This window comes from Achromobacter sp. 18P8.1.1, assembly GCF_057799415.1.
In genome coordinates, this window is record NZ_JBYOKH010000013.1 from 1 (window position 1) to 24,698 (window position 24,698).

Annotated in this window: 28 protein-coding genes; 5 read left to right on the top strand and 23 right to left on the bottom strand. The window is 62.3% G+C overall.

The genetic code is table 11. The features are described from left to right. Nucleotides 1–26: 26 nt before the first annotated feature. From iscX to uvrB, 10 genes are all read right to left on the bottom strand, one after another. Entirely contained in the window at nucleotides 27–221 is a 195-nt protein-coding gene (gene iscX / locus AC27VE_RS10690) for a Fe-S cluster assembly protein IscX (protein ID WP_006225292.1), read from the bottom strand. Next, nucleotides 221–562, bottom strand: coding sequence for an ISC system 2Fe-2S type ferredoxin (gene fdx / locus AC27VE_RS10695; RefSeq protein WP_006225293.1), 342 nt, complete (start codon nucleotides 560–562; stop codon nucleotides 221–223). The genes iscX and fdx overlap by 1 nt, the downstream gene beginning before the upstream one ends. An 8-nt stretch (nucleotides 563–570) precedes the next feature. Continuing rightward, nucleotides 571–2,433 (bottom strand): Fe-S protein assembly chaperone HscA, encoded by a 1,863-nt coding sequence (gene hscA, locus AC27VE_RS10700; RefSeq protein WP_488703823.1) that lies wholly within the window; start codon nucleotides 2,431–2,433, stop codon nucleotides 571–573. Between the two features lie 70 nt (nucleotides 2,434–2,503). Next, on the bottom strand, nucleotides 2,504–3,016 hold the full coding sequence (gene hscB / locus AC27VE_RS10705) for a Fe-S protein assembly co-chaperone HscB (RefSeq protein WP_006225295.1): 513 nt from the start codon (nucleotides 3,014–3,016) through the stop codon (nucleotides 2,504–2,506). 3 nt (nucleotides 3,017–3,019) lie between these two features. After that, nucleotides 3,020–3,343, bottom strand: a complete 324-nt coding sequence (gene iscA / locus AC27VE_RS10710; protein WP_006225296.1) for an iron-sulfur cluster assembly protein IscA — start codon at nucleotides 3,341–3,343, stop codon at nucleotides 3,020–3,022. 2 nt (nucleotides 3,344–3,345) lie between these two features. Next, a complete protein-coding gene (iscU, locus tag AC27VE_RS10715) occupies nucleotides 3,346–3,750 on the bottom strand; it encodes a Fe-S cluster assembly scaffold IscU (RefSeq protein ID WP_006225297.1) in 405 nt (134 codons plus the stop codon). 33 nt (nucleotides 3,751–3,783) lie between these two features. After that, the gene (locus AC27VE_RS10720) at nucleotides 3,784–4,995 is read right to left on the bottom strand and encodes an IscS subfamily cysteine desulfurase (RefSeq protein WP_006225298.1); all 1,212 of its coding nucleotides are present in this window, start codon (nucleotides 4,993–4,995) and stop codon (nucleotides 3,784–3,786) included. Between the two features lie 21 nt (nucleotides 4,996–5,016). After that, nucleotides 5,017–5,559, bottom strand: a complete 543-nt coding sequence (gene iscR, locus AC27VE_RS10725; protein ID WP_035213312.1) for a Fe-S cluster assembly transcriptional regulator IscR — start codon at nucleotides 5,557–5,559, stop codon at nucleotides 5,017–5,019. A gap of 193 nt (nucleotides 5,560–5,752) precedes the next feature. Further along, nucleotides 5,753–6,244: a low molecular weight protein-tyrosine-phosphatase gene (locus AC27VE_RS10730; RefSeq protein ID WP_006225301.1), complete on the bottom strand. Its 492-nt coding sequence runs from the start codon at nucleotides 6,242–6,244 to the stop codon at nucleotides 5,753–5,755. A gap of 247 nt (nucleotides 6,245–6,491) precedes the next feature. Beyond that, complete coding sequence (gene uvrB, locus AC27VE_RS10735; protein ID WP_006225302.1) at nucleotides 6,492–8,624, bottom strand: excinuclease ABC subunit UvrB; 2,133 nt, start codon at nucleotides 8,622–8,624, stop codon at nucleotides 6,492–6,494. Nucleotides 8,625–8,700: 76 nt separating this feature from the next. On the opposite strand from uvrB, the gene AC27VE_RS10740 reads away from it, so the two are divergent. Together AC27VE_RS10740 and lexA are read left to right on the top strand one after the other, a co-directional pair. After that, nucleotides 8,701–9,900, top strand: a complete 1,200-nt coding sequence (locus AC27VE_RS10740; RefSeq protein ID WP_488703824.1) for an amino acid aminotransferase — start codon at nucleotides 8,701–8,703, stop codon at nucleotides 9,898–9,900. Nucleotides 9,901–10,054: 154 nt separating this feature from the next. Then, nucleotides 10,055–10,705, top strand: coding sequence for a transcriptional repressor LexA (lexA, locus tag AC27VE_RS10745; protein ID WP_088590071.1), 651 nt, complete (start codon nucleotides 10,055–10,057; stop codon nucleotides 10,703–10,705). Nucleotides 10,706–10,822: 117 nt separating this feature from the next. On the opposite strand, the gene lon is transcribed toward lexA, so the two are convergent. The 5 genes from lon to loiP form a co-directional block, all read right to left on the bottom strand. Then, nucleotides 10,823–13,273 (bottom strand): endopeptidase La, encoded by a 2,451-nt coding sequence (gene lon, locus AC27VE_RS10750; protein ID WP_006225305.1) that lies wholly within the window; start codon nucleotides 13,271–13,273, stop codon nucleotides 10,823–10,825. Between the two features lie 206 nt (nucleotides 13,274–13,479). Next, nucleotides 13,480–14,778 carry an ATP-dependent Clp protease ATP-binding subunit ClpX gene (gene clpX / locus AC27VE_RS10755; RefSeq protein WP_006225306.1) on the bottom strand — a complete coding sequence of 433 codons (1,299 nt, stop codon included), beginning with the start codon at nucleotides 14,776–14,778 and terminating at the stop codon, nucleotides 13,480–13,482. Between the two features lie 102 nt (nucleotides 14,779–14,880). Continuing rightward, the gene (gene clpP / locus AC27VE_RS10760) at nucleotides 14,881–15,534 is read right to left on the bottom strand and encodes an ATP-dependent Clp endopeptidase proteolytic subunit ClpP (RefSeq protein ID WP_183014005.1); all 654 of its coding nucleotides are present in this window, start codon (nucleotides 15,532–15,534) and stop codon (nucleotides 14,881–14,883) included. 4 nt (nucleotides 15,535–15,538) lie between these two features. Beyond that, the gene (gene tig, locus AC27VE_RS10765; RefSeq protein WP_488703825.1) at nucleotides 15,539–16,849 is read right to left on the bottom strand and encodes a trigger factor; all 1,311 of its coding nucleotides are present in this window, start codon (nucleotides 16,847–16,849) and stop codon (nucleotides 15,539–15,541) included. Nucleotides 16,850–17,014: 165 nt separating this feature from the next. Next, a complete protein-coding gene (loiP, locus tag AC27VE_RS10770) occupies nucleotides 17,015–17,770 on the bottom strand; it encodes a metalloprotease LoiP (protein ID WP_183014003.1) in 756 nt (251 codons plus the stop codon). Between the two features lie 264 nt (nucleotides 17,771–18,034). Here loiP and AC27VE_RS10775 point away from each other — a divergent pair, with 264 nt between their 5' ends. Beyond that, entirely contained in the window at nucleotides 18,035–18,580 is a 546-nt protein-coding gene (locus AC27VE_RS10775; RefSeq protein ID WP_006225310.1) for a TIGR00645 family protein, read from the top strand. 91 nt (nucleotides 18,581–18,671) lie between these two features. Here the strand turns inward: AC27VE_RS10775 and AC27VE_RS10780 are convergent, their stop codons facing one another. From AC27VE_RS10780 to AC27VE_RS10800, 5 genes are all read right to left on the bottom strand, one after another. Then, nucleotides 18,672–18,878 carry a cold-shock protein gene (locus AC27VE_RS10780; RefSeq protein WP_006225311.1) on the bottom strand — a complete coding sequence of 69 codons (207 nt, stop codon included), beginning with the start codon at nucleotides 18,876–18,878 and terminating at the stop codon, nucleotides 18,672–18,674. A gap of 345 nt (nucleotides 18,879–19,223) precedes the next feature. Then, a complete protein-coding gene (locus tag AC27VE_RS10785) occupies nucleotides 19,224–19,787 on the bottom strand; it encodes a DUF924 family protein (protein ID WP_488703826.1) in 564 nt (187 codons plus the stop codon). 125 nt (nucleotides 19,788–19,912) lie between these two features. Then, nucleotides 19,913–20,116, bottom strand: coding sequence for a cold-shock protein (locus AC27VE_RS10790; protein WP_006220190.1), 204 nt, complete (start codon nucleotides 20,114–20,116; stop codon nucleotides 19,913–19,915). Nucleotides 20,117–20,487: 371 nt separating this feature from the next. Continuing rightward, nucleotides 20,488–20,808 (bottom strand): hypothetical protein, encoded by a 321-nt coding sequence (locus tag AC27VE_RS10795; protein WP_006225315.1) that lies wholly within the window; start codon nucleotides 20,806–20,808, stop codon nucleotides 20,488–20,490. A gap of 95 nt (nucleotides 20,809–20,903) precedes the next feature. Beyond that, nucleotides 20,904–21,302: a hypothetical protein gene (locus tag AC27VE_RS10800; protein ID WP_006225316.1), complete on the bottom strand. Its 399-nt coding sequence runs from the start codon at nucleotides 21,300–21,302 to the stop codon at nucleotides 20,904–20,906. A gap of 120 nt (nucleotides 21,303–21,422) precedes the next feature. On the opposite strand from AC27VE_RS10800, the gene AC27VE_RS10805 reads away from it, so the two are divergent. Continuing rightward, entirely contained in the window at nucleotides 21,423–21,725 is a 303-nt protein-coding gene (locus tag AC27VE_RS10805; RefSeq protein ID WP_006225318.1) for a DUF2513 domain-containing protein, read from the top strand. Between the two features lie 16 nt (nucleotides 21,726–21,741). Here AC27VE_RS10805 and AC27VE_RS10810 read toward each other — a convergent pair whose 3' ends face one another. The 3 genes from AC27VE_RS10810 to AC27VE_RS10820 are packed head-to-tail and all read right to left on the bottom strand — an operon-like array spanning nucleotide 21,742 to nucleotide 23,654. After that, nucleotides 21,742–22,014 carry a hypothetical protein gene (locus tag AC27VE_RS10810; protein WP_006225319.1) on the bottom strand — a complete coding sequence of 91 codons (273 nt, stop codon included), beginning with the start codon at nucleotides 22,012–22,014 and terminating at the stop codon, nucleotides 21,742–21,744. A gap of 51 nt (nucleotides 22,015–22,065) precedes the next feature. Then, nucleotides 22,066–22,461: a RidA family protein gene (locus AC27VE_RS10815; RefSeq protein ID WP_488703827.1), complete on the bottom strand. Its 396-nt coding sequence runs from the start codon at nucleotides 22,459–22,461 to the stop codon at nucleotides 22,066–22,068. Between the two features lie 38 nt (nucleotides 22,462–22,499). After that, a complete protein-coding gene (locus AC27VE_RS10820; protein ID WP_488703828.1) occupies nucleotides 22,500–23,654 on the bottom strand; it encodes a DSD1 family PLP-dependent enzyme in 1,155 nt (384 codons plus the stop codon). A gap of 129 nt (nucleotides 23,655–23,783) precedes the next feature. Here AC27VE_RS10820 and AC27VE_RS10825 point away from each other — a divergent pair, with 129 nt between their 5' ends. Continuing rightward, nucleotides 23,784–24,695 carry a LysR family transcriptional regulator gene (locus AC27VE_RS10825; protein ID WP_488703829.1) on the top strand — a complete coding sequence of 304 codons (912 nt, stop codon included), beginning with the start codon at nucleotides 23,784–23,786 and terminating at the stop codon, nucleotides 24,693–24,695. The last annotated feature ends 3 nt before the right edge of the window (nucleotides 24,696–24,698 follow it).

The window sequence follows — 24,698 nt, forward strand, 5'->3', positions numbered from 1 at the left end:
CAGAGGGAGCGCTTCGGTGGCGTCGGTCAGTCCGCTTCGTCGATCCAGGCCATCTGGATGGCCTCCAGGATCTTCTCGCCGCAATGGGCGGGGTCGTCGCTGAATTCAGGCAAGGCCATGACCCATTCGCGCAGTTGCGTAAAACGCAGCGTCTTGGGGTCTACGTCCGGATGCGCGTCGACCAGCGCGGCGGCAATGTCGTAGGTGTCGGTCCACTTCATCAATGGCCCTCTTTGGCGTGGTTGATGGTGTACTTGGGAATCTCGACCGTCAGGTCGGTATCGGTCACCAACGCCTGGCACGACAGGCGCGACGTCGGGGTCAGGCCCCAGGCCTTGTCCAGCAAGTCCTCTTCGTCGTCCGTCGCGTCTTCCAGCGCGGAATAACCTTGCTTGATCACCACGTGACAGGTCGTGCACGCGCACGACAGCTCGCATGCGTGTTCGATGTCGATGTGGTTGTCCAGCAGGACACGGCAGATCGACACGCCCTTGGGCGCGTCTTCGATCACGGCGCCCTCGGGGCAGTAATCGGGATGAGGCAATACAGTCAGTTTCGGCATACGTCTAATCAGGCGATCTCATCAAGTTTGCGGCCCGCCAGTGCGGCACGGATGCTGCGGTCCATCCGCCGCGCGGCAAAGTCGTCGGTCGCAGCCGACAGCGCTTGCACCGCGTCTTTCACCGTGTCCACGTCCTGCGCGGACTGCGCGGCAATGGCGGCCTGCAGGCATTCGTCAACATGCTTGCGTTCTTCCGCGTCCAGCAGGTCACCGTCGACGGCCAGGGCCGCCTGCACGGATTCCACCAACTGGCGCGCATCCACTTGCTGCTCGCGCAGCATGCGGGCGCGTGCGTCCGTATCGGCCTGCGCCACGCTGTCGGCCAGCATCTGCGCAATCTCGTCGTCGGTCAGCCCGTACGACGGCTTGACCGACACGGCGGCCTCGACGCCCGTGCTTTGTTCGCGGGCAGTCACGCTCAGCAGGCCATCCGCATCCACCTGGAAGGTCACACGAATGCGCGCGGCGCCCGCCACCATCGGGGGGATGCCACGCAGCTCGAACCGGGCCAGCGAACGCGAATCCGCCACCAGGTCGCGCTCGCCCTGCACCACATGGATGCTCATGGCCGTCTGGCCATCCTTGAACGTCGTGAATTCCTGGGCGCGGGCGACAGGAATGGTGCTGTTGCGCGGAATCACGCGCTCGACCAGCCCACCCATGGTTTCCAGCCCCAGCGACAGCGGAATCACATCCAGCAGCAGCCAGTCTTCGCCCGGCGCGCGATTGCCTGCCAGCAGGTTGGCCTGCAAGGCGGCGCCCAGCGCCACCACCTGATCCGGGTCCAGATCGGTCAACGGTTCCGTGCCGAATACACGGCCAACGGCGGCGCGCACGACGGGCATGCGCGTTGCGCCACCCACCATCACCACACCGCGCACATCGACCGCCTTCAACGACGCATCGCGCAGCGCGCGGCGCGCGCAATCCAGCGTACGCTCTACCAGCGGTTGCGCCAGTGCCTCGAATTCCGCGCGCGTCAGCACGACGTCGACGTCGCGCCCGTCCGCCAGCGTCAACTTCAGGTCGGCGGATTCGGCATCGGACAACGCTTCGCGCGCAGCCCGCGCCGCCATCAACAGCCCGCGTCGGTCGGCCGGCGAGAACTCGCCAGCGGCAAGCTTGGCCACGGCGTGGTCGGCAATCAAGGCGTCGAAGTCGTCGCCGCCCAACGCCGTATCGCCGCCGGTGGAGATCACTTCGAACACGCCTTGGGTCAGGCGCAAAATGGAAATATCGAAGGTGCCGCCGCCCAGGTCGTACACGGCATACACGCCTTCCGAGGCGTGGTCCAGGCCATAGGCGATCGCCGCGGCCGTGGGTTCATTCAGCAGGCGCAAGACATTCAGGCCGGCCAGTCGGGCGGCGTCGCGCGTGGCCTGGCGCTGGGCGTCGTCAAAATACGCCGGCACGGTGATGACCGCGCCCACCAGGTCGTCGCCCAGGACGTCTTCGGCACGCTGGCGCAACACCGCCAGGATCTGTGCCGACACCTCGACCGGGCTCAGGTCGCCCTGCGCCGTGCGGATGCGCACCATGCCGGGCGCGTCCACGAATTCATACGGCGCACGCGTGGCGCGCGCCTCTTCCAGCGAACGGCCCATGAAGCGCTTCACGGACACGACGGTATTCAACGGGTCTTCGGCCTGCTGAGCCAGCGGCTCGCGGCCGGTGGTGACTTTGCCACCCGGGAAATAGCGCACGGCCGAAGGCAGCAAGGCATGGCCTTCTGCATCAGGCAGCACTTCGGCGACGCTGCTGCGCACGGCCGCGACCAGAGAATTGGTAGTGCCCAGATCGATCCCCACCGCCAGCTTGCGCTGGTGCGGCGCGGGCGACTCGCCGGGCTCGGATATCTGCAATAAAGCCATGATTGTATTTTTCTGCTCAGTAGGCGGCGAAATCCGGGCGCCTGCTTCAGGCGCCCCAACGCGGCTTGGACTATCCGGCGGGCTGCGCGTGCGCCAGCTCTTCCGCCAGCTTTTCCACGAACATCCATTCCCGGATCTTCAGCCCGGCAGTCGCGTAGTCGCGCTCGTTGTCCAGCAGACGCGTCAGCGTGGCGCGCATCGCAGTGCGCGCCGCTTCCAACTCCGTCTGCAAGGCGGCCAGGGCATCGGCGTCGTCGCGCGCATCGTCCAGCATCTCGCGCCAGGTCATCTGCTGCATCAGGAAAGCCGTGTCCATGGACGTATTGCTTTCGGTCTGCAGATCAATGCCTGCCTGCTCACACAGGTAACGTGCGCGCAGCAAGGGATCCCGCAGCACGCGGTACGCCTCGTTCGCGCGCGCCGCCCACTGCATGGCCACGCGGCGCTCCGCGGGGCTGGCCGTAGCATAACGGTCGGGATGCACTTGCGCGGCGACAGCACGCCACGCGGACTCCAACGCTTGCGCGTCCAGGTCAAAGCGTGCCGGCAAGCCGAACAGGCTGAAGTGGTCGTCTCCAGCCAAGACTTACACCGTGAACGACTCGCCGCAGCCGCAGGTCGCCTTTTCGTTGGGGTTGCGGAACTTGAAACCTTCGTTCAGGCCTTCGCGGGCATAGTCCAGCTCGGTGCCATCCAGGTAAGCCAGGCTCTTCGGGTCAATGAAGACCTTCACGCCGAAGCTTTCGAACACGGCGTCTTCCGGCGCCGAGTCGTCCACGTATTCCAACTTGTAGGCCATGCCGGAGCAGCCCGTCGTCCTAACGCCGAGCCGCAAGCCAATACCCTTTCCGCGCTTCTGCAAGTAGCGCCCGATATGGGTGGCAGCCTGTTGGGTCAGGGTAACGGACATGATCAGCCTGCCACCGCTTCGGCCGGAACCGAGTGCTTTTCTTTGTAGTTCTGCACCGCGGCCTTGATCGCGTCTTCGGCCAGGATGGAACAGTGAACTTTCACCGGCGGCAATGCCAGTTCTTCAGCGATCTGCGTGTTGCGGATGTTCATCGCCTGGTCCAGCGTCTTGCCCTTGACCCATTCGGTCACGAGCGAGCTGGAAGCGATGGCCGAACCGCAGCCGTAGGTCTTGAAGCGCGCGTCTTCGATCACGCCGGCTTCATTCACCTTGATCTGCAGCTTCATGACGTCGCCACAGGCGGGTGCGCCGACCATGCCGGTACCGACCGACTCGTCCGACTTGTCGAACGAACCGACGTTGCGCGGGTTTTCGTAGTGATCCAGAACTTTGGTGCTGTAAGACATGTTATTTCTCCACGTATTTCTTGGCGCGGGCGCTTAGTGCGCGGCCCACTGCACGGTGTTCAAGTCAACGCCTTCCTTGGCCATTTCCCAAAGCGGCGACATGTCGCGCAGCTTGCCCACGCGGCTCTTGAGCAATTCAATGGCGAAGTCCACTTCCTTTTCGGTCGTGAAGCGGCCCAGGGTGAAACGAATAGAGCTGTGCGCCAACTCGTCGTTGCGGCCCAGCGCGCGCAGCACGTAGGACGGCTCCAGGCTGGCCGAGGTGCAGGCCGAACCGCTGGACACGGCCAGTTCCTTGATCGCCATGATCAGGGACTCGCCTTCGACATAGTTGAAGCTGACATTCAGGTTGTGCGGAACGCGCTGGTCCATGTCGCCGTTGAGGTAGACCTCTTCGATTTGCGACAGGCCATTCCAGAGACGATCGCGCAACATGCGGATGCGCTCGTTCTCGGTGCCCATTTCTTCACGGGCCAGGCGGAACGCTTCGCCCATGCCGACGATCTGGTGCGTGGCCAGCGTGCCCGAGCGGAAACCGCGCTCGTGGCCGCCGCCGTGCATTTGCGCTTCGATGCGGATGCGCGGCTTGCGGCGAACATACAGCGCGCCGATGCCCTTGGGGCCATAGGTCTTGTGCGCCGAGAACGACATCAGGTCGACCTTCAGCTTTTGCAGGTCGATTTCCACCTTGCCCGTCGCCTGAGCGGCGTCCACGTGGAAGATGATGCCCTTTTCACGGCAGATCTCGCCCAGCGTCTCGATATCCTGGACCACGCCGATCTCGTTGTTCACCATCATCACCGACACCAGCACGGTATCGGGGCGCAGCGCGGCCTTGAAGGTATCCAGGTCGATCAGGCCATCGTCTTTCACATTCAGATACGTGACGTCGAAGCCTTGGCGTTCGAGCTCGCGACAGGTATCCAGTACCGCCTTGTGTTCGGTCTTGACGGTGATGATGTGCTTGCCGCGTTCCGCGTAGAAGTTCGCGGCGCCCTTGATGGCCAGGTTGTCGGATTCGGTGGCGCCAGAGGTCCAGACGATCTCGCGCGGGTCGGCGTTGACCAGCTTGGCAACTTCTTCGCGGGCGCGCTCAACGGCTTCTTCGGAATCCCAGCCGAACGAGTGGCTGCGCGATGCCGGGTTGCCGAAGTTCTCGTACAGCCAAGGCACCATCTTGTCCACGACGCGGGGGTCAACGGGCGTCGTGGCCGAATAGTCAAAATAAATCGGGCGGGTGGTCATATCTACAACTCCTGATACTGCTTATACGGTGGCATTGGCGGCGACGGTCGTGGTCGGGGCGTTGGCGGCGGCGTTCGTGCCCCCTACCCGATTCACACGTACCGCGCAGGCCTGCGCTTGATTGTTGGCTTCCTGCAATTGGCGCACGCGCTGCTGATCAACCAGATCTTGCAGGGACACCGAATCCAGGTAATCGACCATCTTGCGATTCAACGTGGCCCAGAGCTCGTGCGTCATGCACTTGCCCGGCTTGCCGTCGTTGCCGCTCGTACAGTCCCGTTTGCCGCCACAGCTCGTGGCGTCCAGCGGCTCATCGACCGCGAAGATGATGTCGGCAACGGTCACGTTGCGCGCAAGGCGTGCAAGCGAATAACCGCCGCCCGGGCCGCGTACGCTATCCACGAGTTCGTGGCGACGCAGTTTCCCGAACAGCTGTTCCAGATAGGAAAGCGAAATATTCTGACGCTGGCTGATGGCCGCAAGAGTGACCGGGCCGCTATGCTGCCGCATAGCCAGATCGATCATGGCAGTCACGGCGAAACGCCCTTTGGTAGTTAGCCGCATGGTGGGTTCCCTGTGATTCGGCAATGGCCGCCAGCGAATCTAGCGGTCAATACCCGAGTAATTGGCTCAAGTATAGCCTATTCCCGACTAATTTGGTATGGCTCCCGGCTAGAAAAAACCGCGCATGTGCGCGGTTTTTTCACTGCCAAGTACGCCGAGAGCCGCTCAGTGGGCGGCTCTACGGCCTAGACGGTCACGCCGCCTGGTACTGGGTAGCGCGCTTACGGACCAGTTCAAGAACACCCTGACAGGCGTCTTCCAGATAATCGAGCACCTTGCCGAAACCATCGGCACCGCCATAGTACGGGTCAGGCACGGTGGCCTCCTCGAACTCATTGGCAAAGCGCATCAGCAGCATCAATTTGTGCTGATAGGTTTTGGGGCACTGCTGCTGCATGGCGGACAGATTGTCCCAGTCCATGGCGAGGATAAGATCAAAGTCGCGGAAATCTTCCGCGGTGACCTGACGCGCCTCACAGTGCGTGATCTCGTAGCCGCGCTTACGCGCCGCAGCCTGCGCCCGGGCATCAGGCGCCTCGCCGATATGAAACGCGTGCGTGCCCGCGGAGTCGATGCGAACAACATCGCCCAAACCCGCGTCGTTCACCAAATGGCGAAACACGCCCTCTGCGCTCGGCGAGCGACAGATATTGCCCATGCAAACGAAAAGTACCTTGGTCATCATGGAAGTAAGTGTGCGGGAAAACCCGAGATAAGGCAAGCTTTTTTTGCAATTATCCGATTGGATAAGGGCTGCCGAATATCCGGACTATTGTCATTGAAATCAATGAGTTAAGCGGATATTCAGTCGCAGGAAACAGGCTCGGATCCCGGGGATTCACGAAGATTGTGAAGCCGCAATTGCAACATTGCGGGTTTTACACATTTTCAGGAAGGCGTCAGCAAACAGACACGTTTTGATACGTGCTTTGCTACACCGCCCCATCCAGGAGCACCCGTTGCTTCAAGGCCGTCAAGGCATCGCGGGCGGCAGCGGCCTGCTCGAACTCCAGGTTCCGGGCATGGTCCATCATCAGCTTTTCCAGGCGCTTGAGTTCGCGCGCCAGGGCCTTTTCGTCCTTCAGGAATTCCGCCGGCACGGCGGCTTCCAGCGCATCGTGCTGAACCGGGGCGACGATACCGTCGATCAGTTCGCGCACCGCCTTCTGCACCCCGCGGGCCGTAATGCCGTTGTCGATGTTGAATTGCAACTGCTTGGCGCGGCGACGGCTGGTTTCCTCCATTGCGCGCTGCATCGAATCCGTAATGCGGTCGGCGTACAGGATGGCGTGGCCGTTCAGATTGCGCGCCGCGCGGCCAATGGTCTGGATCAGGCTGCGCTCGGAACGCAGGAAACCTTCCTTGTCCGCATCCAGGATGGCCACCAGCGACACTTCGGGGATGTCCAGCCCTTCACGCAGCAGGTTGATCCCCACCAGCACGTCGAACGTGCCCAGGCGCAGGTCGCGCAGGATTTCCACGCGTTCCACCGTGTCGATGTCGGAGTGCAGATAGCGCACCTTCACCCCGTGCTCGCTCAGGAAGTCCGTCAGGTCTTCCGCCATGCGCTTGGTCAGGGTAGTGACCAGCACACGCTCGCCCAGCGACACGCGCGCCTTGATCTGGCCCAGCAGGTCGTCCACCTGGGTGCGGGCCGGCAACACCTCAACCAAGGGATCGACGAGCCCCGTGGGCCGCACCACCTGCTCGACCACGTTGTCCGCGTGCTCTTTCTCGTAGGCGGCCGGCGTGGCCGACACGAAAACGCACTGGCGCATCCGCGTTTCGAACTCCTCGAGCTTGAGCGGCCGGTTATCCAGCGCCGATGGCAGGCGAAAGCCGTACTGCACCAGGGTTTCCTTGCGCGAGCGGTCGCCGCGGTACATGCCGCTCAGCTGCCCGATGGTGACGTGGCTTTCGTCGATGAACATCAACGCGTCCGACGGCAGGTAATCGATCAGCGTGGGCGGAGGATCCCCCGGCGCCGCGCCGGACAGGTGCCGCGAGTAGTTTTCGATGCCCTTGCAGAAACCCAGCTCCTGCAGCATCTCCAGGTCGAACCGGGTGCGTTGCTCCAGCCGTTGCGCCTCAACCAGATGACCGTCGTCGACGAAGCGCTTGACGCGTTCGCGCAGTTCTTCCTTGATGGTCTCGATGGCGCGCAGGACGGTGTCGCGCGGGGTCACATAGTGCGAGCCGGGGTAGACGGTGAACCGCGGCAACTTCTGGCGGATGCGGCCGGTCAGCGGGTCGAAGAGCTCCAGGCTTTCGATCTCGTCGTCGAACAGCGTCAGGCGCAGCGCGAGTTCGGCGCTTTCCGCCGGAAAGATGTCAATGGTCTCGCCACGCACCCGGAAGACGCCCCGGGTGAATTCCGCGTCGTTGCGCGTGTATTGCATCGCCACCAGGCGGGCCAGGATCTCGCGGCGGGAAATCTGGTCCCCGCTGCGCAGGATCAGGACCATCGCGTGATAGTCGCCCGGGTTACCAATACCGTAGATGCACGACACCGTGCCCACGATGATTGTGTCCCGACGCTCCAAGAGGCTCTTGGTGGCCGACAACCGCATCTGCTCGATGTGTTCATTGATGGACGAATCCTTTTCAATGAACAGGTCGCGCGTGGGCACGTAGGCCTCGGGCTGGTAGTAATCGTAGTAAGAGACGAAATACTCGACGGCGTTCTTGGGGAAGAACTCCCGCATTTCAGCGTAAAGCTGCGCCGCCAGCGTCTTATTGGGGGCCAGTACCAATGCGGGCCGCCCCATCCGGGCGATCACGTTGGCCATGGTGTAGGTCTTGCCCGATCCCGTCACGCCCAGCAACGTCTGGAACATGAGGCCATCTTCGACCCCCTGCGTCAGGCCGTCGATGGCCGCGGGCTGGTCGCCTGCAGGAGGATAAGGCTGATAAAGCTGAAACGGGCTGTCCGGATACTCGACGAATCCGGGCTTCACTTCCAGCCCCGGCACGGACGCAGCCGATGCCGACGCCGCCGTCAGATCCGCAGCGAGATCATCATTCAGATCTCCCGCGCTGCTCGGGTCTATTGGGCTCTTGGGCATGCTAGACTGTTCCAGGGTAAACCCCCCATTATCCACAGCACACCGTACTGCGTCCACCCATCCTCATCAGAGTCCCATGAGCAACCTTTTCGATTCCGTCGAACTCGCGCCGCGCGACCCCATTCTTGGTCTGAACGAACAATTCAACGCGGATACGCGTCCCGGTAAAGTCAACCTGGGCGTGGGCGTGTACTACGACGATCAGGGACGGATCCCCCTGCTGGGCGCCGTACGCAAAGCCGAAACCGCCCGCATCGAGGCCGCCGCCGCACGCGGCTACCTGCCGATCGAAGGCATCGCCGGCTACAACCAGGGCGCTCAAGCGCTGCTGCTGGGCAAAGAATCCCCGTTGGCCGCCGCCGGCCGCGTTCTGACCACCCAGGCTCTGGGCGGCACGGGCGCGCTGAAGATCGGCGCCGACTTCCTGCGCCAGTTGCTGCCGACCTCCAAGGTCCTGATCAGCAACCCCAGCTGGGAAAACCACCGTGCCCTGTTCGAGCGCGCCGGCTTCGAAGTCGGCACCTACTCGTACTACGACGCCGGCACCCGCGGCCTGAATTTCGACGCCATGCTGGCGGACCTGAAGGCCGCACCGGCCAAGACCGTCGTCGTGCTGCACGCGTGCTGCCATAACCCGACCGGCGTGGACCCCACCGCCGACCAGTGGAAGCAGATCGCCGCCGTCGTGAAGGAAAACAATCTGGTCCCGTTCCTCGACATCGCCTACCAGGGCTTTGGCGAAGGCTTGACGGAAGATGCCTCGGTCGTGCGCCTGTTCGCCGACCTGGACATGACCATGTTCATCAGCTCGTCGTTCTCGAAGTCGTTCTCGCTGTACGGCGAACGCGTGGGCGCACTGACGGTCGTGGCTGGCAGCAAGGAAGAAGCCACCCGCGTGCTGAGCCAGCTGAAGCGCGTCATCCGCACCAACTACTCCAACCCGCCCACCCATGGCGGCACGGTGGTGTCGACGGTGCTGAACACGCCGGAACTCTTCGCCATGTGGGAAGAAGAACTGGCCGGCATGCGCGACCGCATCCGCCTGATGCGCAAGCAACTGGTCGAGAAGATCAAGGAACACGGCGGCAAGCAGGACTTCAGCTTCGTCCTGCAGCAACGCGGCATGTTCTCTTATTCGGGCCTGACCGCCGCGCAAGTGGATCGCCTGCGTGAAGAGCACGGCGTCTACGCCGTTTCCAGCGGCCGCATCTGCGTCGCCGCCCTGAACAGCGGCAACATCGACAAGGTTGCCGCCGGCATCGCCGCCGTGCTGTAACCCAGAGCTTGGGCCATCTGGCCTGATTGCTGAAAAAGCGGAGCCTTCGGGCTCCGTTTTGCTAAAGGGGCCCTGGACTGGCTTGCTTTTTTGCGCTACGTCCCCCAGAATGGCGCTGTATATATGTACAGTCCGCTCGCACCGGATCATCGCCATGGCCAGCAAACTTACAGATCGCCAGCAACAAATCCTGGACCTCATCCGGCAAACCGTCACGCGCACCGGCTTCCCGCCGACGCGTGCCGAAATCGCCCAGGCCCTGGGTTTCCGTTCGCCCAACGCGGCGGAAGACCATCTCAAGGCATTGGCCCGCAAGGGCGCCATCGAGCTTACCGCCGGCGCCTCGCGGGGCATCCGCCTGAAGGACGGCGCCTCCGCCTCTTCGCAGGCTTCCCTGCCCATACCCTCGCTGGCGCAGCTGCTGCTGCCGCTGGTGGGCCGCGTCGCCGCCGGCAGCCCCATTCTTGCCGCTGAACACGTCGAACGCGAAGTGGGCGTCGACCCCCACCTGTTCGCGCAAGCGCCCGACTACCTGTTGAAGGTGCGCGGCATGAGCATGCGTGACGCCGGCATCCTCGAAGGGGATCTGCTGGCCGTGAAGAAGGCCTCTGAAGCCCGCAACGGCCAGATCGTCGTGGCCCGCCTGGGCGACGACGTCACCGTCAAGCGCCTGCAGCGCACCAACGGGCATATCGAGCTTCTGCCCGAAAACCCGGACTTCCAGACCATCGTGGTGGAAGCCGACCAGGAATTCGCACTGGAAGGCATTGCGGTTGGCCTGATCCGCACGCACGCGCTGCACTAGCCCGCGATCTTCTTCAAAGCCTCTGGCGCCAACGCGCCCTTGGCGCAAAAGAAAAACCCCGCCGCAGCGGGGTTTTTCATTGGGCGCCCTCTTTCGAAGGCGCCCTTGGGGTCGTGATCAGTGCTTGAGCACCGGATCGGTCGAACCCGGCTCAGCCGGCTTGGCCACCAGGGGCTCCTTTACCGCTTCTTCCTCAGCCAGCGGCTCAGGCAGGCGTTCCAGGGCCAGTTCCAGCACCTTGTCGATCCAACGGACCGGCACGATCTCAAGGTGGTTCTTGACGTTGTCCGGGATCTCCGCCAAGTCCTTGACGTTTTCTTCCGGGATCAAGACCGTCTTGATGCCGCCGCGGTGCGCAGCCAGCAGCTTTTCCTTCAGGCCGCCGATCGGCAGCACTTCGCCGCGCAGCGTGATCTCGCCGGTCATGGCAACATCGGCACGCACCGGGATGCGCGACAAAGCCGAAACCATGGCGGTCGTGATCGCGATACCCGCGGACGGACCGTCCTTGGGGGTCGCGCCTTCCGGCACGTGCACGTGCATGTCGTGCTTCTCGAAGACGCTGTCAGCAAACCCCAGACGGCGGGCACGCGAGCGCACCACCGTACGAGCCGCCTCGACCGACTCCTTCATCACATCGCCGAGCGAACCCGTGCGCTGGATGACGCCCTTGCCGGGCATGTCCGCGACTTCGATCGTCAGCAGGTCGCCACCGACTTCCGTCCACGCCAGGCCGGTCACCTGACCGATCTGGTTTTCCTTTTCGGCCATGCCGAAGGTGTAGCGGCGCACGCCCAGGTAGTCGCTCAGGTTTTCACCCGTGACATTGACCGGCTTGACCTCAAAGGTCTTGCCTTCGGCCTTGGCGCGATCGGTCTGGGTCAGCAATTGCTTGATGACCTTGCGGCAGATCTTGCCCACTTCGCGTTCGAGCGCACGCACACCGGCTTCGCGGGTGTAGTAGCGCACGATGTCGCGCAGCGCGGAATCGTCCACCGTCAGCTCGCTGTCCTTCACGCCGTTGTTCTTCATCAGCTTGGGCAGCAGATGGTCGCGGCCGATATGGATCTTTTCCTCTTCCGTGTAACCGGACAGGCGGATCACTTCCATACGGTCGAGCAGCGCCGGCGGAATGTTCAGCGTGTTGCTGGTGGCCACGAACATGACGTCCGACAGGTCGAAGTCGACTTCGATGTAGTGGTCCTGGAACGTGTGGTTCTGTTCCGGATCCAGCACTTCGAGCAGCGCCGACGAGGGGTCGCCACGGAAATCCATGCCCAGCTTGTCGATTTCATCAAGCAGGAACAGCGGATTGCGCACGCCGACCTTCGACATGTTCTGAACGATCTTGCCCGGCATGGAGCCGATGTACGTCCGGCGGTGGCCACGAATCTCGGCCTCGTCGCGAACGCCGCCCAAGGCCATGCGCACGAACTTGCGGTTCGTCGCCTTGGCGATGGATTGGCCCAGGGAGGTCTTACCCACGCCCGGAGGTCCAACCAGGCACAGGATCGGGGCCTTCACCTTGTCCACGCGCTGTTGCACGGCAAGATACTCGAGGATGCGTTCCTTGACCTTTTCCAGACCGTAGTGGTCGTTGTCCAGCACCGTCTCGGCATTGGCGATCGAGTTGTTGATCTTGCTCTTCTTCCTCCAGGGGAGGTTGATGAGCGTATCGATGTAGTTGCGCACCACGGTGGCTTCGGCCGACATGGGCGACATGAGCTTGAGCTTCTTGAGCTCGGCATCGGCCTTCTTGCGCGCCTCTTTGGGCATGTGGGCAGCGATGATCTTCTTTTCAAGCTCTTCGATGTCCGCGCCCTCTTCGCCTTCGCCCAACTCCTTCTGAATGGCCTTGACCTGCTCATTCAGGTAGTAGTCGCGCTGGCTCTTTTCCATCTGCTTCTTCACGCGGCCGCGAATCCGCTTCTCGACCTGGAGGATGTCGATTTCGGTTTCGAGCTGGGTAAGCAGACCTTCAAGGCGCTCGGACGTGCCGACGATCTCGAGCATCTTCTGTTTCTGCTCGAGCTTCAGCGGAAGATGCGCGGCGATCGTGTCGGCCAGGCGACCGGCATCATCGATGCCAGCCAACGAGGTCAGGATCTCCGGGGGGATCTTCTTGTTGAGCTTTACGTATTGTTCGAACTGGGCAACGATCGCGCGGCGCAACGCCTCGGTCTCGGAGCCTTGCATGGCGTCCGGCTCGATCGGCGTCACCTGGCAGGTGAAGTGCGAATCGGCGTCTTCAATGCTGTTGATGCGGGCACGCTGGGTACCTTCGACCAGCACCTTGACGGTGCCGTCGGGCAGCTTGAGCATTTGCAGGATGCCGGCTACGCAACCAATCTCGTAGACGTCTTCGGGGGTGGGGTCATCTTTGCCGGCGGACTTTTGGGCCACGAGCATGATGCTTTTGCCCGCTTCCATCGCAACCTCGAGCGCGCGAATAGAGCGCGGACGGCCGACGAACAGCGGGATGACCATGTGCGGGAACACCACGACATCGCGAAGTGGGAGCAGGGGCAGGTCGATCGGGTCGGAAGGCAGGGTCTGGCTGGCAGACATAGGAGGTTCCTCGGTATGACTCGGCGTATCGGGGACAGGAGGCCCGGGTATACCCCGAGCTATCCACGTCAGTTACGTCTGTTATGGGAACAATAGCCGAAAATTCAAGATCCCGGCGGTCCGATAAACAAAAGGCAAAAAAAAATGCCCCTGCGGGCCGCCAGGAAGGAAAAAAACCCGTTACAGGAACGGGTTTTGTTGAAATATCAGGCTGCGGCGTCGCGGACTTCTCCGCGGTCCGGCTTTTCCGTTTCGCCGGCTTCGTCGGCGTAGATCAGCAGGGGCTTGCCTTCACCTTCAATGGCGTTCTCGTCCACCACGACACGCTTGACGTTGCCTTGGGACGGCAACTCGTACATGGTGTCCAGCAGCGTCTGCTCGATGATCGAGCGCAGGCCACGGGCGCCGGTCTTGCGCTTGAGCGCCTTACGGGCAATGGCCTTCAATGCGGCTGGCCGCAGGTCCAGCTCGGCGCCTTCCATCGCGAACAGCTTCTGGAATTGCTTGAGCAAGGCGTTCTTGGGCTCGGTCAGGATCTGCACCAGGGCCGCTTCGTCCAGCTCGTCCAGCGTGGCGACGACAGGCAGGCGGCCAACCAGTTCAGGGATCAGGCCGAACTTGATCAGATCTTCGGGTTCGACTTCCGAGAACAGTTCGCCCACGCCGCGTTCCGACTTGGCGCGTACGGACGCCGAGAAACCGATGCCCGATTTCTCGGTGCGATCGCGGATGACCTTTTCCAGCCCGTCGAAAGCGCCGCCGACGATGAACAGGATGTTCGTCGTGTCGACCTGGACGAAGTCCTGGTTGGGGTGCTTGCGGCCGCCCTGCGGGGGCACCGAGGCAACCGTGCCTTCGATCAGCTTGAGCAAGGCCTGCTGCACGCCCTCGCCCGAGACGTCGCGGGTGATGGACGGGTTGTCGGACTTGCGGGAAATCTTGTCGATTTCGTCGATGTAGATAATGGCGCGTTGCGCCTTCTCGACTTCGTAGTTGCAGTTCTGCAGCAACTTCTGAATGATGTTCTCGACGTCTTCGCCCACGTAACCGGCTTCGGTCAGCGTGGTGGCGTCAGCCATGACGAAAGGCACATTCAGCATGCGCGCCAGCGTCTGCGCCAGGAGCGTCTTGCCCGACCCGGTGGGGCCGATCAGCATGATGTTGCTCTTGGAGAGCTCGACTTCGTCACCCTTGATCTCGCCGTGACGAATGCGCTTGTAATGGTTGTAGACCGCTACGGCCAGCATGCGCTTGGGCGAGTTCTGCCCAATCACGTACTGATCCAGGAAGGTCTTGATTTCGGCCGGAGTAGGCAGTTCGGAACGAATCGCCGCGCGCGCGGTCGCTTGCGCTTCCTCGCGGATGATGTCGTTGCACAGGTCTATGCATTCATCGCAGATGAACACCGACGGACCCGCGATCAGCTTGCGGACTTCATGCTGGCTTTTATTGCAAAACGAGCAATGCAGCACTTTTGCGTCTGCCGATCCCTTTTTTTCAGGCATATTTGTTTCGTATCTCAGGTAAAGATGCGCCAGACCGGATAAAGGGTCCAGCGCATGCGCTTACTCAAACTTGATGGCAGCGGGTTTGGATCAACCGGGAAGTCAGCCTTCCGAACGGGAGGTCATCACCTTGTCCACCAGTCCATACGATACCGCATCTTCGGCGGACATGAAGTTGTCACGTTCCGTGTCCAGGCCGATACGCTCCATCGACTGGCCGGTGTTCTCGGCCAGGATCCGGTTCAGGCGTTCACGCAGGTCCAGGATCTCGCGAGCCTGGATCTGGATGTCGGACGCTTGGCCCTGGGCGCCGCCCGACGGCTGATGGATCATGATCCGCGAGTTGGGCAGCGTGAAACGCTTGCCCTTCTTGCCAGCCGCCAGGAGGAACGCGCCCATGCTGGCCGCCAGGCCGGTGCACAGGGTCGATACGTCCGGCTTGATGAACTGCATGGTGTCAAAAATGGCCATTCCCGCATACACCGACCCGCCGGGCGAGTTGATGTACAGGGAAATGTCCTTGTCAGGATTCTCCGATTCCAGGAACAGCAACTGCGCCACAACCAGGTTGGCCGTTGCGTCATTGACCGGACCCACCAGGAAAATGAGCCGTTCGCGGAGCAGACGCGAATAGATGTCGTAGGCGCGCTCGCCGCGCCCCGACTGCTCGATAACCATGGGAATGTAGCCCAGGCCGGTGGGGGTCACCGAAGACCCGCCATTCATTGCCGCATAGAAATCGGTGAATCTCTGCATAGTGTTACGCCATCCCCATCAACTGATCGAAAGGCACCTTTTCTTCGGTGACCTTGGCCTTTTCCAGCACGTGCGCGACAACGTTGTCTTCCAGCACGATAGCCTCGATTTCAGCACGACGCTGGCGGTCAGCCAGGTAATAGCTGACAACCTGAGCGGGTTGTTCGTAGTTCTCGGCGAATTCTTCAATGCGCGCGCGAACTTGCTCGGGCTTGGCTTGCAGCTGGGCTTGCTTGACCAGTTCCGACACCAGCAGGCCCAGACGGACGCGGCGTTCGGATTCGGTCGAGAAGGCTTCAGCCGGGATCGGCACGGACTCGGCGTTCGGGATGCCGCGCTGCTTGAGCTCTTCGCGGGCAGCGGCAACACGGCCTTGCACGTCGTTGTCGATCAGCGACTTCGGCACATCGAACTTGCCGGCTTCGACCAGGGCGTCCATGACGCTGGACTTGGTACGGCCAGCCGAACGGACCTTGACTTCGCGCTCGATGTTGCTGCGGATGTCGGCCTTCAGCTTTTCGATGTCGCCTTCGGCCTGGCCGAGCGACTTGGCGAATTCGCCGTTCAGTTCGGGCAGGACGCCTTCAGCCACTTCCTTGACGGTGATGGTGAATTCGGCGGTCTTGCCGGCGACTTCCACGCCTTGGTAGTCGTCAGGGAACTTCAGTTCGAAGACCTTGGTTTCGCCAGCCTTCAGGCCGCGGGCGGCTTCTTCGAATTCCGGCAGCATGCGGCCTTGGCCGAGCACGAACGGGAAGTCTTCGGCCTTGCCACCTTCGAACGGCACGCCGTCGATGGTGCCGGCGAAGTCCAGCGTGACGCGGTCGCCGTCTTGCGAGGCGCGGCCTTCACGGGCTTCGAACGTGGCGCGCTGCTTGCGCAGGACGTCCAGGGTCTGTTGGACTTCGGCGTCGGTGACGGCGGTGTCAAAACGGGTGACGGCCAGGGACGACAGGTCCGGCACGACGACTTCGGGGTAGACCTCGAACGTGGCGGTGAACGCCAGCGTGTCGTCGGTGACGCCTTCAGTCTTGGGTTCCAGGTTCGGGGCACCAGCGACGCGCAGCTTGGCGCCGTCGATGGCTTGTTCGAACGCACGGCCAACTTGGCTATTGATCACGTCGTAGCGGATGCTGGGGCCATGGCTGCGCTCGAGCATGGCGAGCGGAGCTTTACCCGGGCGGAAGCCGGGGACCTTGGCGGTGCGAGCCACGCGCTTCAATTGCGCCTGGACTTCCTTTTCGACGTCGGCCACCGAGACGGCCAGATCAACACGGCGCTCCAGGCCGGAGAGGGTTTCAACCACAGGCTGCATTAAAAGACCTATTTTCCGAGAGATGAGATTACGGGCGGATAAACGCGGCATTTTACCGGAAACTTCCGGATCCCTGACGCAAAGGGGCGCGAGCCCCGGATTTGCCCGGATGCTCGCGCCCCGTTTTCCGCCCGAAAAGGGAGGGAGAACGTCTTTTCGACGCCTTTATTTGGCCTTGGCGATGCGATCTTCGATGTGCTGAGCGCGCTTGGCCGAGGACGGGTGCGAGCTCATCATATCGCTCTTGCCGCCATCCAGCTCGGCCAGCTTCTGAAATGCCGTCACCAGACCACGGGTGTTGAGCTTCTTGGCCTGCAGCTGGTCGAACGAATAGTCATCCGCGGCGCTTTCCTGCGATTGCGAGAATTGCGCATTGATGAACTTCTCGGTCAGGTCGCCCAGCTGCGAGGAATTCAGGGCGGCAACCGTCGCGCCACCAGCGGCACCCGCGGCGTCACGCGCGGCCGACACAGTGTAGGCCGTCTGCATGGCCTTCTTGCTGTGGCCCAGCGCCACGTGGCCGATTTCGTGGCCGACCACGCCCAGCACTTCGTCGTCGGTCATCATGTCCATCAGGCCGCTGTAGACGCGGATGCAGCCGTTGGCCATCGCCCAGGCGTTGACGTCCTTGGTGATGTAGACCTTGTAGTTGGCCTTCTGGCCATTGACCGTGCCGCCCAGCGACTTGGCGATCTTCTGCAGACGGACGTCGTACTTGCTGCCGGGGGCAGCGATTTTTTCCTGCGAGTCGCTTTGCGCGCAAGCCTTGTCGGACAAGGTCTTGATTTCGGCATCGCTCAGGGTGGCAGCTTGCACAACCTTGCTGCCAGCGCCCACCAGGCCGCCGATATCGAGGGCATGCGACGCAGAATAAGGGGCAAGCGCAACGGTCAACGCGGCAACGGTGTAGCGGATCTTCATGGGAACAAACTCCTCTTGACTGGCTCTATGCGAGTGAGGCGGCAATTCTATCCATGCCAAAAGCGCTCAAAGCGTTTCGCCACAGAGTTTCGCAAATGGCAGTTTCGCTTACATAAAAGCCCAGCAAACCGCGCACAGGCGTGCTATTGCGCGGCTTTCCCCAACATGAACGCGCCACAAAAAACTCATGCCCGGCAAGTCCGGGCATTGATAGAATTGCCGCCGCACTTTTCATCGCCCCATTACAAACGGCTCGCACCCAACATGCATAACACCCCCCCTCCCCGCCTAGGCCTGCTGCCCAGCCTGATCTTCAGTTCCCGCTGGCTGCAATTGCCCCTGTACCTGGGCCTGATCGTCGCGCAAGGCGTGTACGTCATGCTCTTCCTGAAAGAGCTTTGGCACCTGGTGACGCACGCCAGCAGTTTTGGCGAAATGGAAATCATGCTGCTGGTCCTGGGCCTGATCGACGTGGTCATGATCTCGAACCTGCTGGTGATGGTGATCGTGGGCGGCTACGAGACCTTCGTGTCCCGCCTGCGTCTGCAGAACCATCCGGATCAGCCCGAATGGCTGAGCCACGTCAACGCCAGCGTCCTCAAGGTGAAGCTGGCGATGGCCATCATCGGCATCTCGTCGATCCACCTGCTGCGCACCTTCATTGAAGCCGGCACGATCGGCACGCCCAACGCGCGCTTCACCGAAGCCGGCGTCATGTGGCAGACGATCATCCACGCGCTGTTCATCCTGTCGGCGCTGGGGATCGCGCTGGTGGACAAGCTGTCGACGACATCGACGCAAAAGCACTAAGTGGGCAAAAAAAAGCCCCCATGCGTTGCGCATGGGGGCTTTTTTATGGGCCGAACACCGGGATCCACCCCGGGGCGCTACCCGGAAAACATCAGGCCGCGACCTTGATGTTCTTGGCGCTCGGACCCTTGGGGCCGGTGCCGACCTCGAAGGTGACGCGCTGGTTTTCCTGAAGCGACTTATAGCCTTCGCTGCGGATTTCGGAGTAATGGGCGAAAAGGTCTTTGCTGCCGTCGTCGGGCATGATGAAGCCATAACCCTTTTCGGCGTTGAACCACTTAACGATGCCGGTTGCCATGGAGTGTCCTTGAACCTAGAAAATGCGATTGCTCGCGGGGCGCCAGATCATCAAGGATGGGAGAGGAAGCAACCGCAGCACCACTGACGGCGACAAGTTAACGCAGACCGCGTCGCTTGAGAATCTCGCTGAACCCAGTGTATTGGTGAACCCCGAAAAACGTCAAATATGCGAATGGTCGACGCGTCAATTCAATGCGTACGTCCGCATGACTAAGACGCTGGTCGCGGCCACTTGAAACGCGTCGTGCGATTGAACATTTTCACCTTGGCATGAACAGATACATGCCGATACCGGGTGCCGGTGAGGCCGTGCCGAGACTTTGGCTCCGCCCCGTTGAACACGCTAGCCAGAAAAGCCGCCGGCATCCAGGAATTGCTGCTCGGCCTGGGTGGTCTGGCGGCCCAGCGCCGCATTACGGTGCGGGAAGCGCCCGAAGCGCTTGATGATGTCCCGATGCAGGACGGCCCAGCGCAGGGAATCCGCATCCAGCGGCTCCATCAGCGCGACGCTGCGGTTTTGCGTCACGAGGCTTTCGGCGTGTTCGAACGGCATATAGAAGAATTGGCGCAGCTGCGGATCCACCGCCAGGTCGTGGCCGGAAGCGATCGCGCGTTCAGCGAAATACTGGGCCAGGGGATCGGTGGCAAACATGTGCGCCGTGCCGCGATAGGCATTGCGCGGGAATTGGTCCAGCAGGATCATCAGCGCCAGCGCGCCGTCGGCATCTTCCAGCCAGGCATCCAGATCACGCGACGCGGCGGCCCAATGCGCGGCTTCGAACCGCTGGCGGAACTCGGCATCGAAAGCGTCGCTCTTCGTGAACCACTGCTGCGGGCCTGCATCCATCCAGAACGCGACCACGTCTTGCGGCTGAACGGCAAGGGGCTTCGGGGATGATGAGGTCATGGCGGGGATCCTGGAGGCATGGTGAGCCCGCATGGCGGGCAACGCCCCTGCAGACCGAACTTCAGAAGGATACCGCGCAAAAACAAAAAAAGCCCCCGAAGGGGCTTTTTTGAAAACTCAGACCTTTACAGGACCTGAATCTTCGTGGCTTGCGGGCCCTTGGGGCCATTGGCCGTCACAAAGCTGACGCGCTGGTTCTCTTCCAGAGACTTGAAGCCAGAACCCTGGATTTCGGAGAAGTGAGCGAACAGATCCTTACCACCCGCTTCCGGGGTGATGAAGCCATAGCCTTTTTCCGAATTGAACCACTTAACGACGCCGGTTTCCATACTGTATTTCCTAGAGATAATGGGCAAATGCCCGGAGGTCACGAATCAATCAAGGAGGGGACAGTAGAACAATAACGCTGAGCCGGAAAAGGCACGGCACTGAACGAAAATCGCAACGCTTGTGATCGTGTGCCGACACTATCGTTATGTTCCCCTCACAAGTCAACATAATCCTAAAAAATACGTGCCAATAATGCAACAAAGAGAAACTGCGTTGAAAATTTGCACGTTTTCATAGGCAAAACTTGTCCCTGCATAGGTGTAAACACCCATACATTCATAAAAAAACAATCAAGGCTTATATAAATGCCGTCTAAACCCGTACACCCCTCATACGTCGTTCAGATAGGCACTTTGGTTTGCCGCCAGGCTTACTCGTCGATAGGTAAACCCAACAAATCGAGCGCCGCGCCAAAAGCATCGGAACCCGAGCAAAGGAAAACCGCCACGTCGCCGGGATTCATATTTTCCAGGACTTGGTCGATTTGTTCTTGCGCATTATCAACATTGTCGACATTTGAAGCGTGTATATCCGCCCCAGCTTCGACCTTTTCGATGGGAACGATGTCCGCGATCGCATTGAGATCGGTTACGCCCACCACGACATAGACGCTGATGGACTCGCCATCGATCGTCGTGAGCAGCTCGACGCCGCCCGTCACGTCGGCAAGGTGCCGACTTACTATTTCCATGTTCAATCTTCCTTGATCAGCGGGCCAAGCCCGCTTGGGCGCACGCACCGTGAAGGTGCAATCTCACGCCCAGGCGCGACTATAACAGCCTTATGCTAATGCTTCTTGACATTCGGACCCAGGGACTGCCTGGCGGCGCCGGACGTGGCTGCGACGCTACGGCAGCGCACCCCGGCTTCGGCCAGGACGCGGATCAGCGGCTTCTGGGCGGCCAGGAAGGCGTCCTTGTCGTCGCCGGCCAACTTGCAGATGAACATCTGGGCCAGCAGCTGGGTGCGGCGCGCCTTGCGGTTGCCCGCTTCTTCGGCCAGCCATTCGCCGATCCAGGTGGCAACGGCCTCGGCGTCGCCCTGCTGCTTGACGTGACCCAGCAGGTCATAGACCGTCACGCCGGCAATGCGGTCGTCTTCGCCGCGCGAAAGAAAGAGCTTGGCAGCCTGGCCCGAGTAACCGGGGATCAGCGCGAGGCAATCGCGTTCAGCGGGTTTCTTCATAGCGTTCTGTGTGTTTCGTTGTCGAGAACCCTGGACTGTAACCCGGCCTTGCGCCCTGTCGCATCGGCGCCACGGAACTCTGCTATTGTCGGCTTACCCATTTTCTACACGGTGAACATCATGCAACGCGATTTCGATCTGGTCGTCACGATTCTGGGCGCCCTGCGCGACGCGCCTGGCCCCAACCTGAGCACGCACGACATCAAGAACGCCGCCCTGGCCCCGCACCCCGAAGAGCAAGGCCTGCAGACCATTGCGCACCATCTGGACCTGCTGTCCGACGCCGGCCTGGTCAAGCAAGTCAGCGAGACGGCCGCCAGCGCCGCCGCGACGCGCTGGCGCATCACGTGGAAGGGCTACGATGCCCTGGAGCAGGACGAGGACGACGAAGAAGACGCCGAAGACTTCGACGCCGAAGAATAAGGCGGTAGCCTGGTGCTCAGCGGCGCTGCAGGATGCGCCGCGTGAGCAGCGATGCGGCAGTGCCGATCACCAGGCTGAACATGAAGGCGGCGATCGACAGCATCGCCGACAGGTCGCTGAAGCCACCATGGCGCGACAGCAGGAAAACCGCCACGAACACCGCGGCGGCCAGCGCGACCACCCCGATCAGCACCTGTTTGACCGAGCGCAGGCGGCCACAGAGCGAGCCGCCGACCAGCGCGGCCGCCACCATCGCGGCCATGGACCAGAACAAATATTCGTACTGCATGCGAACGTTCTCCCCCGAAGGCATGAAGGCGCCCGCATTATAGGCGCGGGATCAGCCCTGGGCGGCGACCGCCACCACGCTGATCTCGACCAGCGCGCCGTAGTGCAGCTCACGCGTGGGCACGATGGCCCGCGCGGGGCGGTGGTCACCGAATACCCGTTCGTAGACCCGGTTCACCTCATCCCATAGCGCGATATCCGGGATATACACCGTGACGCTGGCGACCGTTGCCAGCGAGGCGCCGGCGGCTGCCAGAATCGCCTTCACGCTGCGCAGGGCCTCTTCGGTCTGGGCGGAAGCCCCGTCCGCCAATTGCGGCTTGGCGCCTGCCTGCGCGGGCGCCCGAAACCCCAGTTGCCCCGAGACGAAGACAAAGCCATTCGCCCGTACCGCCTGTGAGTAATGCCCGGCGGGCGGCGTGGCGTCGGGGGTATTGATCAATTCCATCGTGGACTCCTGTTGATGTGGGTCGGGCGCGCCAGGACTTACCAGCCGCGGAAGCGTTCCCAGCGGGCCACCACGCCCGGCTCGCCCGGGCGCACCACCTGATAGGCCTCGTGCTGGGCGCAGGTGGCGCATGCGTGGTTGGGCACGATGCGCAGCTTCGTCCCCAGGGGCAGATCGGGCAGGCGCGCGCTGCTTCCCGCGCGCAGCATGATGATGCCCTGTTCCTGGTTGGTTTCGGCCAGCAGCAAGTCGGGATAGACCTTGCCGTCGATGTCGCACACCAGGCCATACAACTGATCCACCGGCTGCTTGGCCGTGCCGCGGTCGCGCGACATGGCCATCCAGCCGGCGTCAACAAGGATCCAGCCCTTGTCGGCCTGATGGCCGATGACGGTCGTCAGCACGGTGGCGGCGATGTCGTCGACCGAGCACACGCCCAGCCCTGCCATCACCAGGTCGAAGAACACGTACACGCCCGCGCGCACTTCCGTCACGCCATCCAGGTGGCGGGCGAAGTGGGCGGTGGGCGTGGAGCCGACGCTGACGACCGGGCACGGCAGCCCTGCCTGGCGGATCGCTTCGGCGCAGCTGACGGCAGCCCAACGCTCTTGTTCGGCCATGTCGGCGATCGCCTCCAGGCTGCGGCAGCCGTAGGACTCGCCGGCATGCGTCATGACGCCGCGCAGGCAGCCTGCGGCATGCAGCACGCGGGCAATGGACAACAGATGCTCGTGATTACCCGGCTGCACGCCGGCGCGGTGGCCGTCGCAATCGATCTCGATCAGCGTGGGCACGGGGCGGCCCTCGGCCGTGGCACGATCGGCGACCGCCTGGGCGGCTTCGATGCTGTCGACGACCACGGTCAGGTCCACGCCCTTGCCGCGCAAGGCGAGCACGCGGTCCAGTTTGGAGGGGGACACGCCGACGGCATACAACAGATCGGTGACGCCAGCCGCGGCGAACTGTTCGGCCTCTTGCAGCGTGGACACGGCGGCCGGGCCTTGGGGGCTGGCCATGACGCGGCGGGCCACGTCGATCGATTTAGGCGTTTTCAGATGCGGCCGCAATTGCACCCCATGGCCGGCCATCAGCGCGTTCAGGCGCTGGATATTGCGCGTCATGCGGGTTTCGTCCAGCAGCAGGCAAGGCGTGTCCAGGGTATCCAGGGGGGTCGGTAGATGGGCGGGTGTCATTGGGGCGGGTCTCGGCAGTTCAGATCGGGAGGACGCCAGGCGAGCCCGGGATCCAGTTGCATGAAGTATGGCGCGGCGCGCTCCGCACGTGTTTAATACAAGCTTAATTTTTAATTAAGCCGAATCTGAATGATCACCACCGATGACCTGCGGTTTTTCATGACCTTGGCGGCCACCCCTTCCCTGGCGCAGGCGGCGCGCGCCCTGGACGTGACGCCCCCTGCCGTCACGCAGCGGCTGCACGCGCTGGAAAAGCGCCTGGGCGTCAGGCTGGTCAACCGGTCGGGGCGCGGCACGGCACTGACCGACGAAGGGCGGCTGCTGGCGTTGCGGGCGGGACAGATCTGCGGCGAATTGGGCGATCTGGCGGATGAACTGGCGGGACGTCGCGGCGTGGTGGCAGGCCATTTGCGCGTGGTGGCGCCGTTGGGTTTCGGCCAGCGCTACGTGGCCGGACTCGTGGCCGGTTTTCGCAAAAGCAGCGACAACATCACCGCGAGCCTGACGCTGTCGGATGGCCCGCCGCGGCTGGCGACCGACAACTGGGACGTGATGGTGCATATCGGCGAGCTGCGCGATTCCACGCTGGTGGCCTACCCGCTGGCACCCAACCGCCGCATCCTGTGCGCGTCGCCCGTTTATCTGGCGCGCCATGGCGCGCCCGCCAAGCCGGAAGACCTGCGCGACCACGACTGCATCGCCTTGCGCGAAAACGACGAGGACGTGACGCTGTGGCGCTTCAAGCGCGGGCGCGGGCCGGCTGTCGGCGTGCGCATCGCGCCCGTGTTGTCGAGCAATACCGGCGCGGCCGCGCTTGAGTGGGCGCTGGCCGGGCACGGCATCGTCGCACGGTCGGAATGGGATGTGGCCGAACACGTGAAGGCGCGATCGCTGGTGCCATTGCTGGCCGGGTGGAACCTGCCTGACGCCAATGTGGTGGCCCTGGTGAAATCGCGCCAGGACCTGTCTGCGCGAACCGCCGGATTCCTGGCGCATCTGCGTGCGGCGTTCACCGCCACGCCCTGGCGCGAAAAAACCTAGGCG

Excerpts from the sequence above, each read along its gene's own strand:
- iscU (WP_006225297.1), bottom strand. The coding sequence starts at position 3,750 with ATGTCTTACAGCACCAAAGTTCTGGATCACTACGAAAACCCGCGCAAC.
- AC27VE_RS10805 (WP_006225318.1), top strand. The coding sequence starts at position 21,423 with ATGCAACGCGATTTCGATCTGGTCGTCACGATTCTGGGCGCCCTGCGC.
- lon (WP_006225305.1), bottom strand. The coding sequence starts at position 13,273 with ATGTCTGCCAGCCAGACCCTGCCTTCCGACCCGATCGACCTGCCCCTG.
- tig (WP_488703825.1), bottom strand. The coding sequence starts at position 16,849 with ATGCAGCCTGTGGTTGAAACCCTCTCCGGCCTGGAGCGCCGTGTTGAT.
- uvrB (WP_006225302.1), bottom strand. The coding sequence starts at position 8,624 with ATGCCCAAGAGCCCAATAGACCCGAGCAGCGCGGGAGATCTGAATGAT.
- clpX (WP_006225306.1), bottom strand. The coding sequence starts at position 14,778 with ATGCCTGAAAAAAAGGGATCGGCAGACGCAAAAGTGCTGCATTGCTCG.
- AC27VE_RS10825 (WP_488703829.1), top strand. The coding sequence starts at position 23,784 with ATGATCACCACCGATGACCTGCGGTTTTTCATGACCTTGGCGGCCACC.
- AC27VE_RS10730 (WP_006225301.1), bottom strand. The coding sequence starts at position 6,244 with ATGATGACCAAGGTACTTTTCGTTTGCATGGGCAATATCTGTCGCTCG.
- AC27VE_RS10720 (WP_006225298.1), bottom strand. The coding sequence starts at position 4,995 with ATGACCACCCGCCCGATTTATTTTGACTATTCGGCCACGACGCCCGTT.
- iscR (WP_035213312.1), bottom strand. The coding sequence starts at position 5,559 with ATGCGGCTAACTACCAAAGGGCGTTTCGCCGTGACTGCCATGATCGAT.
- iscX (WP_006225292.1), bottom strand. The coding sequence starts at position 221 with ATGAAGTGGACCGACACCTACGACATTGCCGCCGCGCTGGTCGACGCG.
- AC27VE_RS10800 (WP_006225316.1), bottom strand. The coding sequence starts at position 21,302 with ATGAAGAAACCCGCTGAACGCGATTGCCTCGCGCTGATCCCCGGTTAC.
- clpP (WP_183014005.1), bottom strand. The coding sequence starts at position 15,534 with ATGCAGAGATTCACCGATTTCTATGCGGCAATGAATGGCGGGTCTTCG.
- AC27VE_RS10815 (WP_488703827.1), bottom strand. The coding sequence starts at position 22,461 with ATGGAATTGATCAATACCCCCGACGCCACGCCGCCCGCCGGGCATTAC.
- AC27VE_RS10775 (WP_006225310.1), top strand. The coding sequence starts at position 18,035 with ATGCATAACACCCCCCCTCCCCGCCTAGGCCTGCTGCCCAGCCTGATC.
- loiP (WP_183014003.1), bottom strand. The coding sequence starts at position 17,770 with ATGAAGATCCGCTACACCGTTGCCGCGTTGACCGTTGCGCTTGCCCCT.
- AC27VE_RS10790 (WP_006220190.1), bottom strand. The coding sequence starts at position 20,116 with ATGGAAACCGGCGTCGTTAAGTGGTTCAATTCGGAAAAAGGCTATGGC.
- AC27VE_RS10820 (WP_488703828.1), bottom strand. The coding sequence starts at position 23,654 with ATGACACCCGCCCATCTACCGACCCCCCTGGATACCCTGGACACGCCT.
- AC27VE_RS10795 (WP_006225315.1), bottom strand. The coding sequence starts at position 20,808 with ATGGAAATAGTAAGTCGGCACCTTGCCGACGTGACGGGCGGCGTCGAG.
- AC27VE_RS10780 (WP_006225311.1), bottom strand. The coding sequence starts at position 18,878 with ATGGCAACCGGCATCGTTAAGTGGTTCAACGCCGAAAAGGGTTATGGC.
- hscA (WP_488703823.1), bottom strand. The coding sequence starts at position 2,433 with ATGGCTTTATTGCAGATATCCGAGCCCGGCGAGTCGCCCGCGCCGCAC.
- iscA (WP_006225296.1), bottom strand. The coding sequence starts at position 3,343 with ATGTCCGTTACCCTGACCCAACAGGCTGCCACCCATATCGGGCGCTAC.
- fdx (WP_006225293.1), bottom strand. The coding sequence starts at position 562 with ATGCCGAAACTGACTGTATTGCCTCATCCCGATTACTGCCCCGAGGGC.
- AC27VE_RS10810 (WP_006225319.1), bottom strand. The coding sequence starts at position 22,014 with ATGCAGTACGAATATTTGTTCTGGTCCATGGCCGCGATGGTGGCGGCC.
- lexA (WP_088590071.1), top strand. The coding sequence starts at position 10,055 with ATGGCCAGCAAACTTACAGATCGCCAGCAACAAATCCTGGACCTCATC.
- AC27VE_RS10740 (WP_488703824.1), top strand. The coding sequence starts at position 8,701 with ATGAGCAACCTTTTCGATTCCGTCGAACTCGCGCCGCGCGACCCCATT.
- AC27VE_RS10785 (WP_488703826.1), bottom strand. The coding sequence starts at position 19,787 with ATGACCTCATCATCCCCGAAGCCCCTTGCCGTTCAGCCGCAAGACGTG.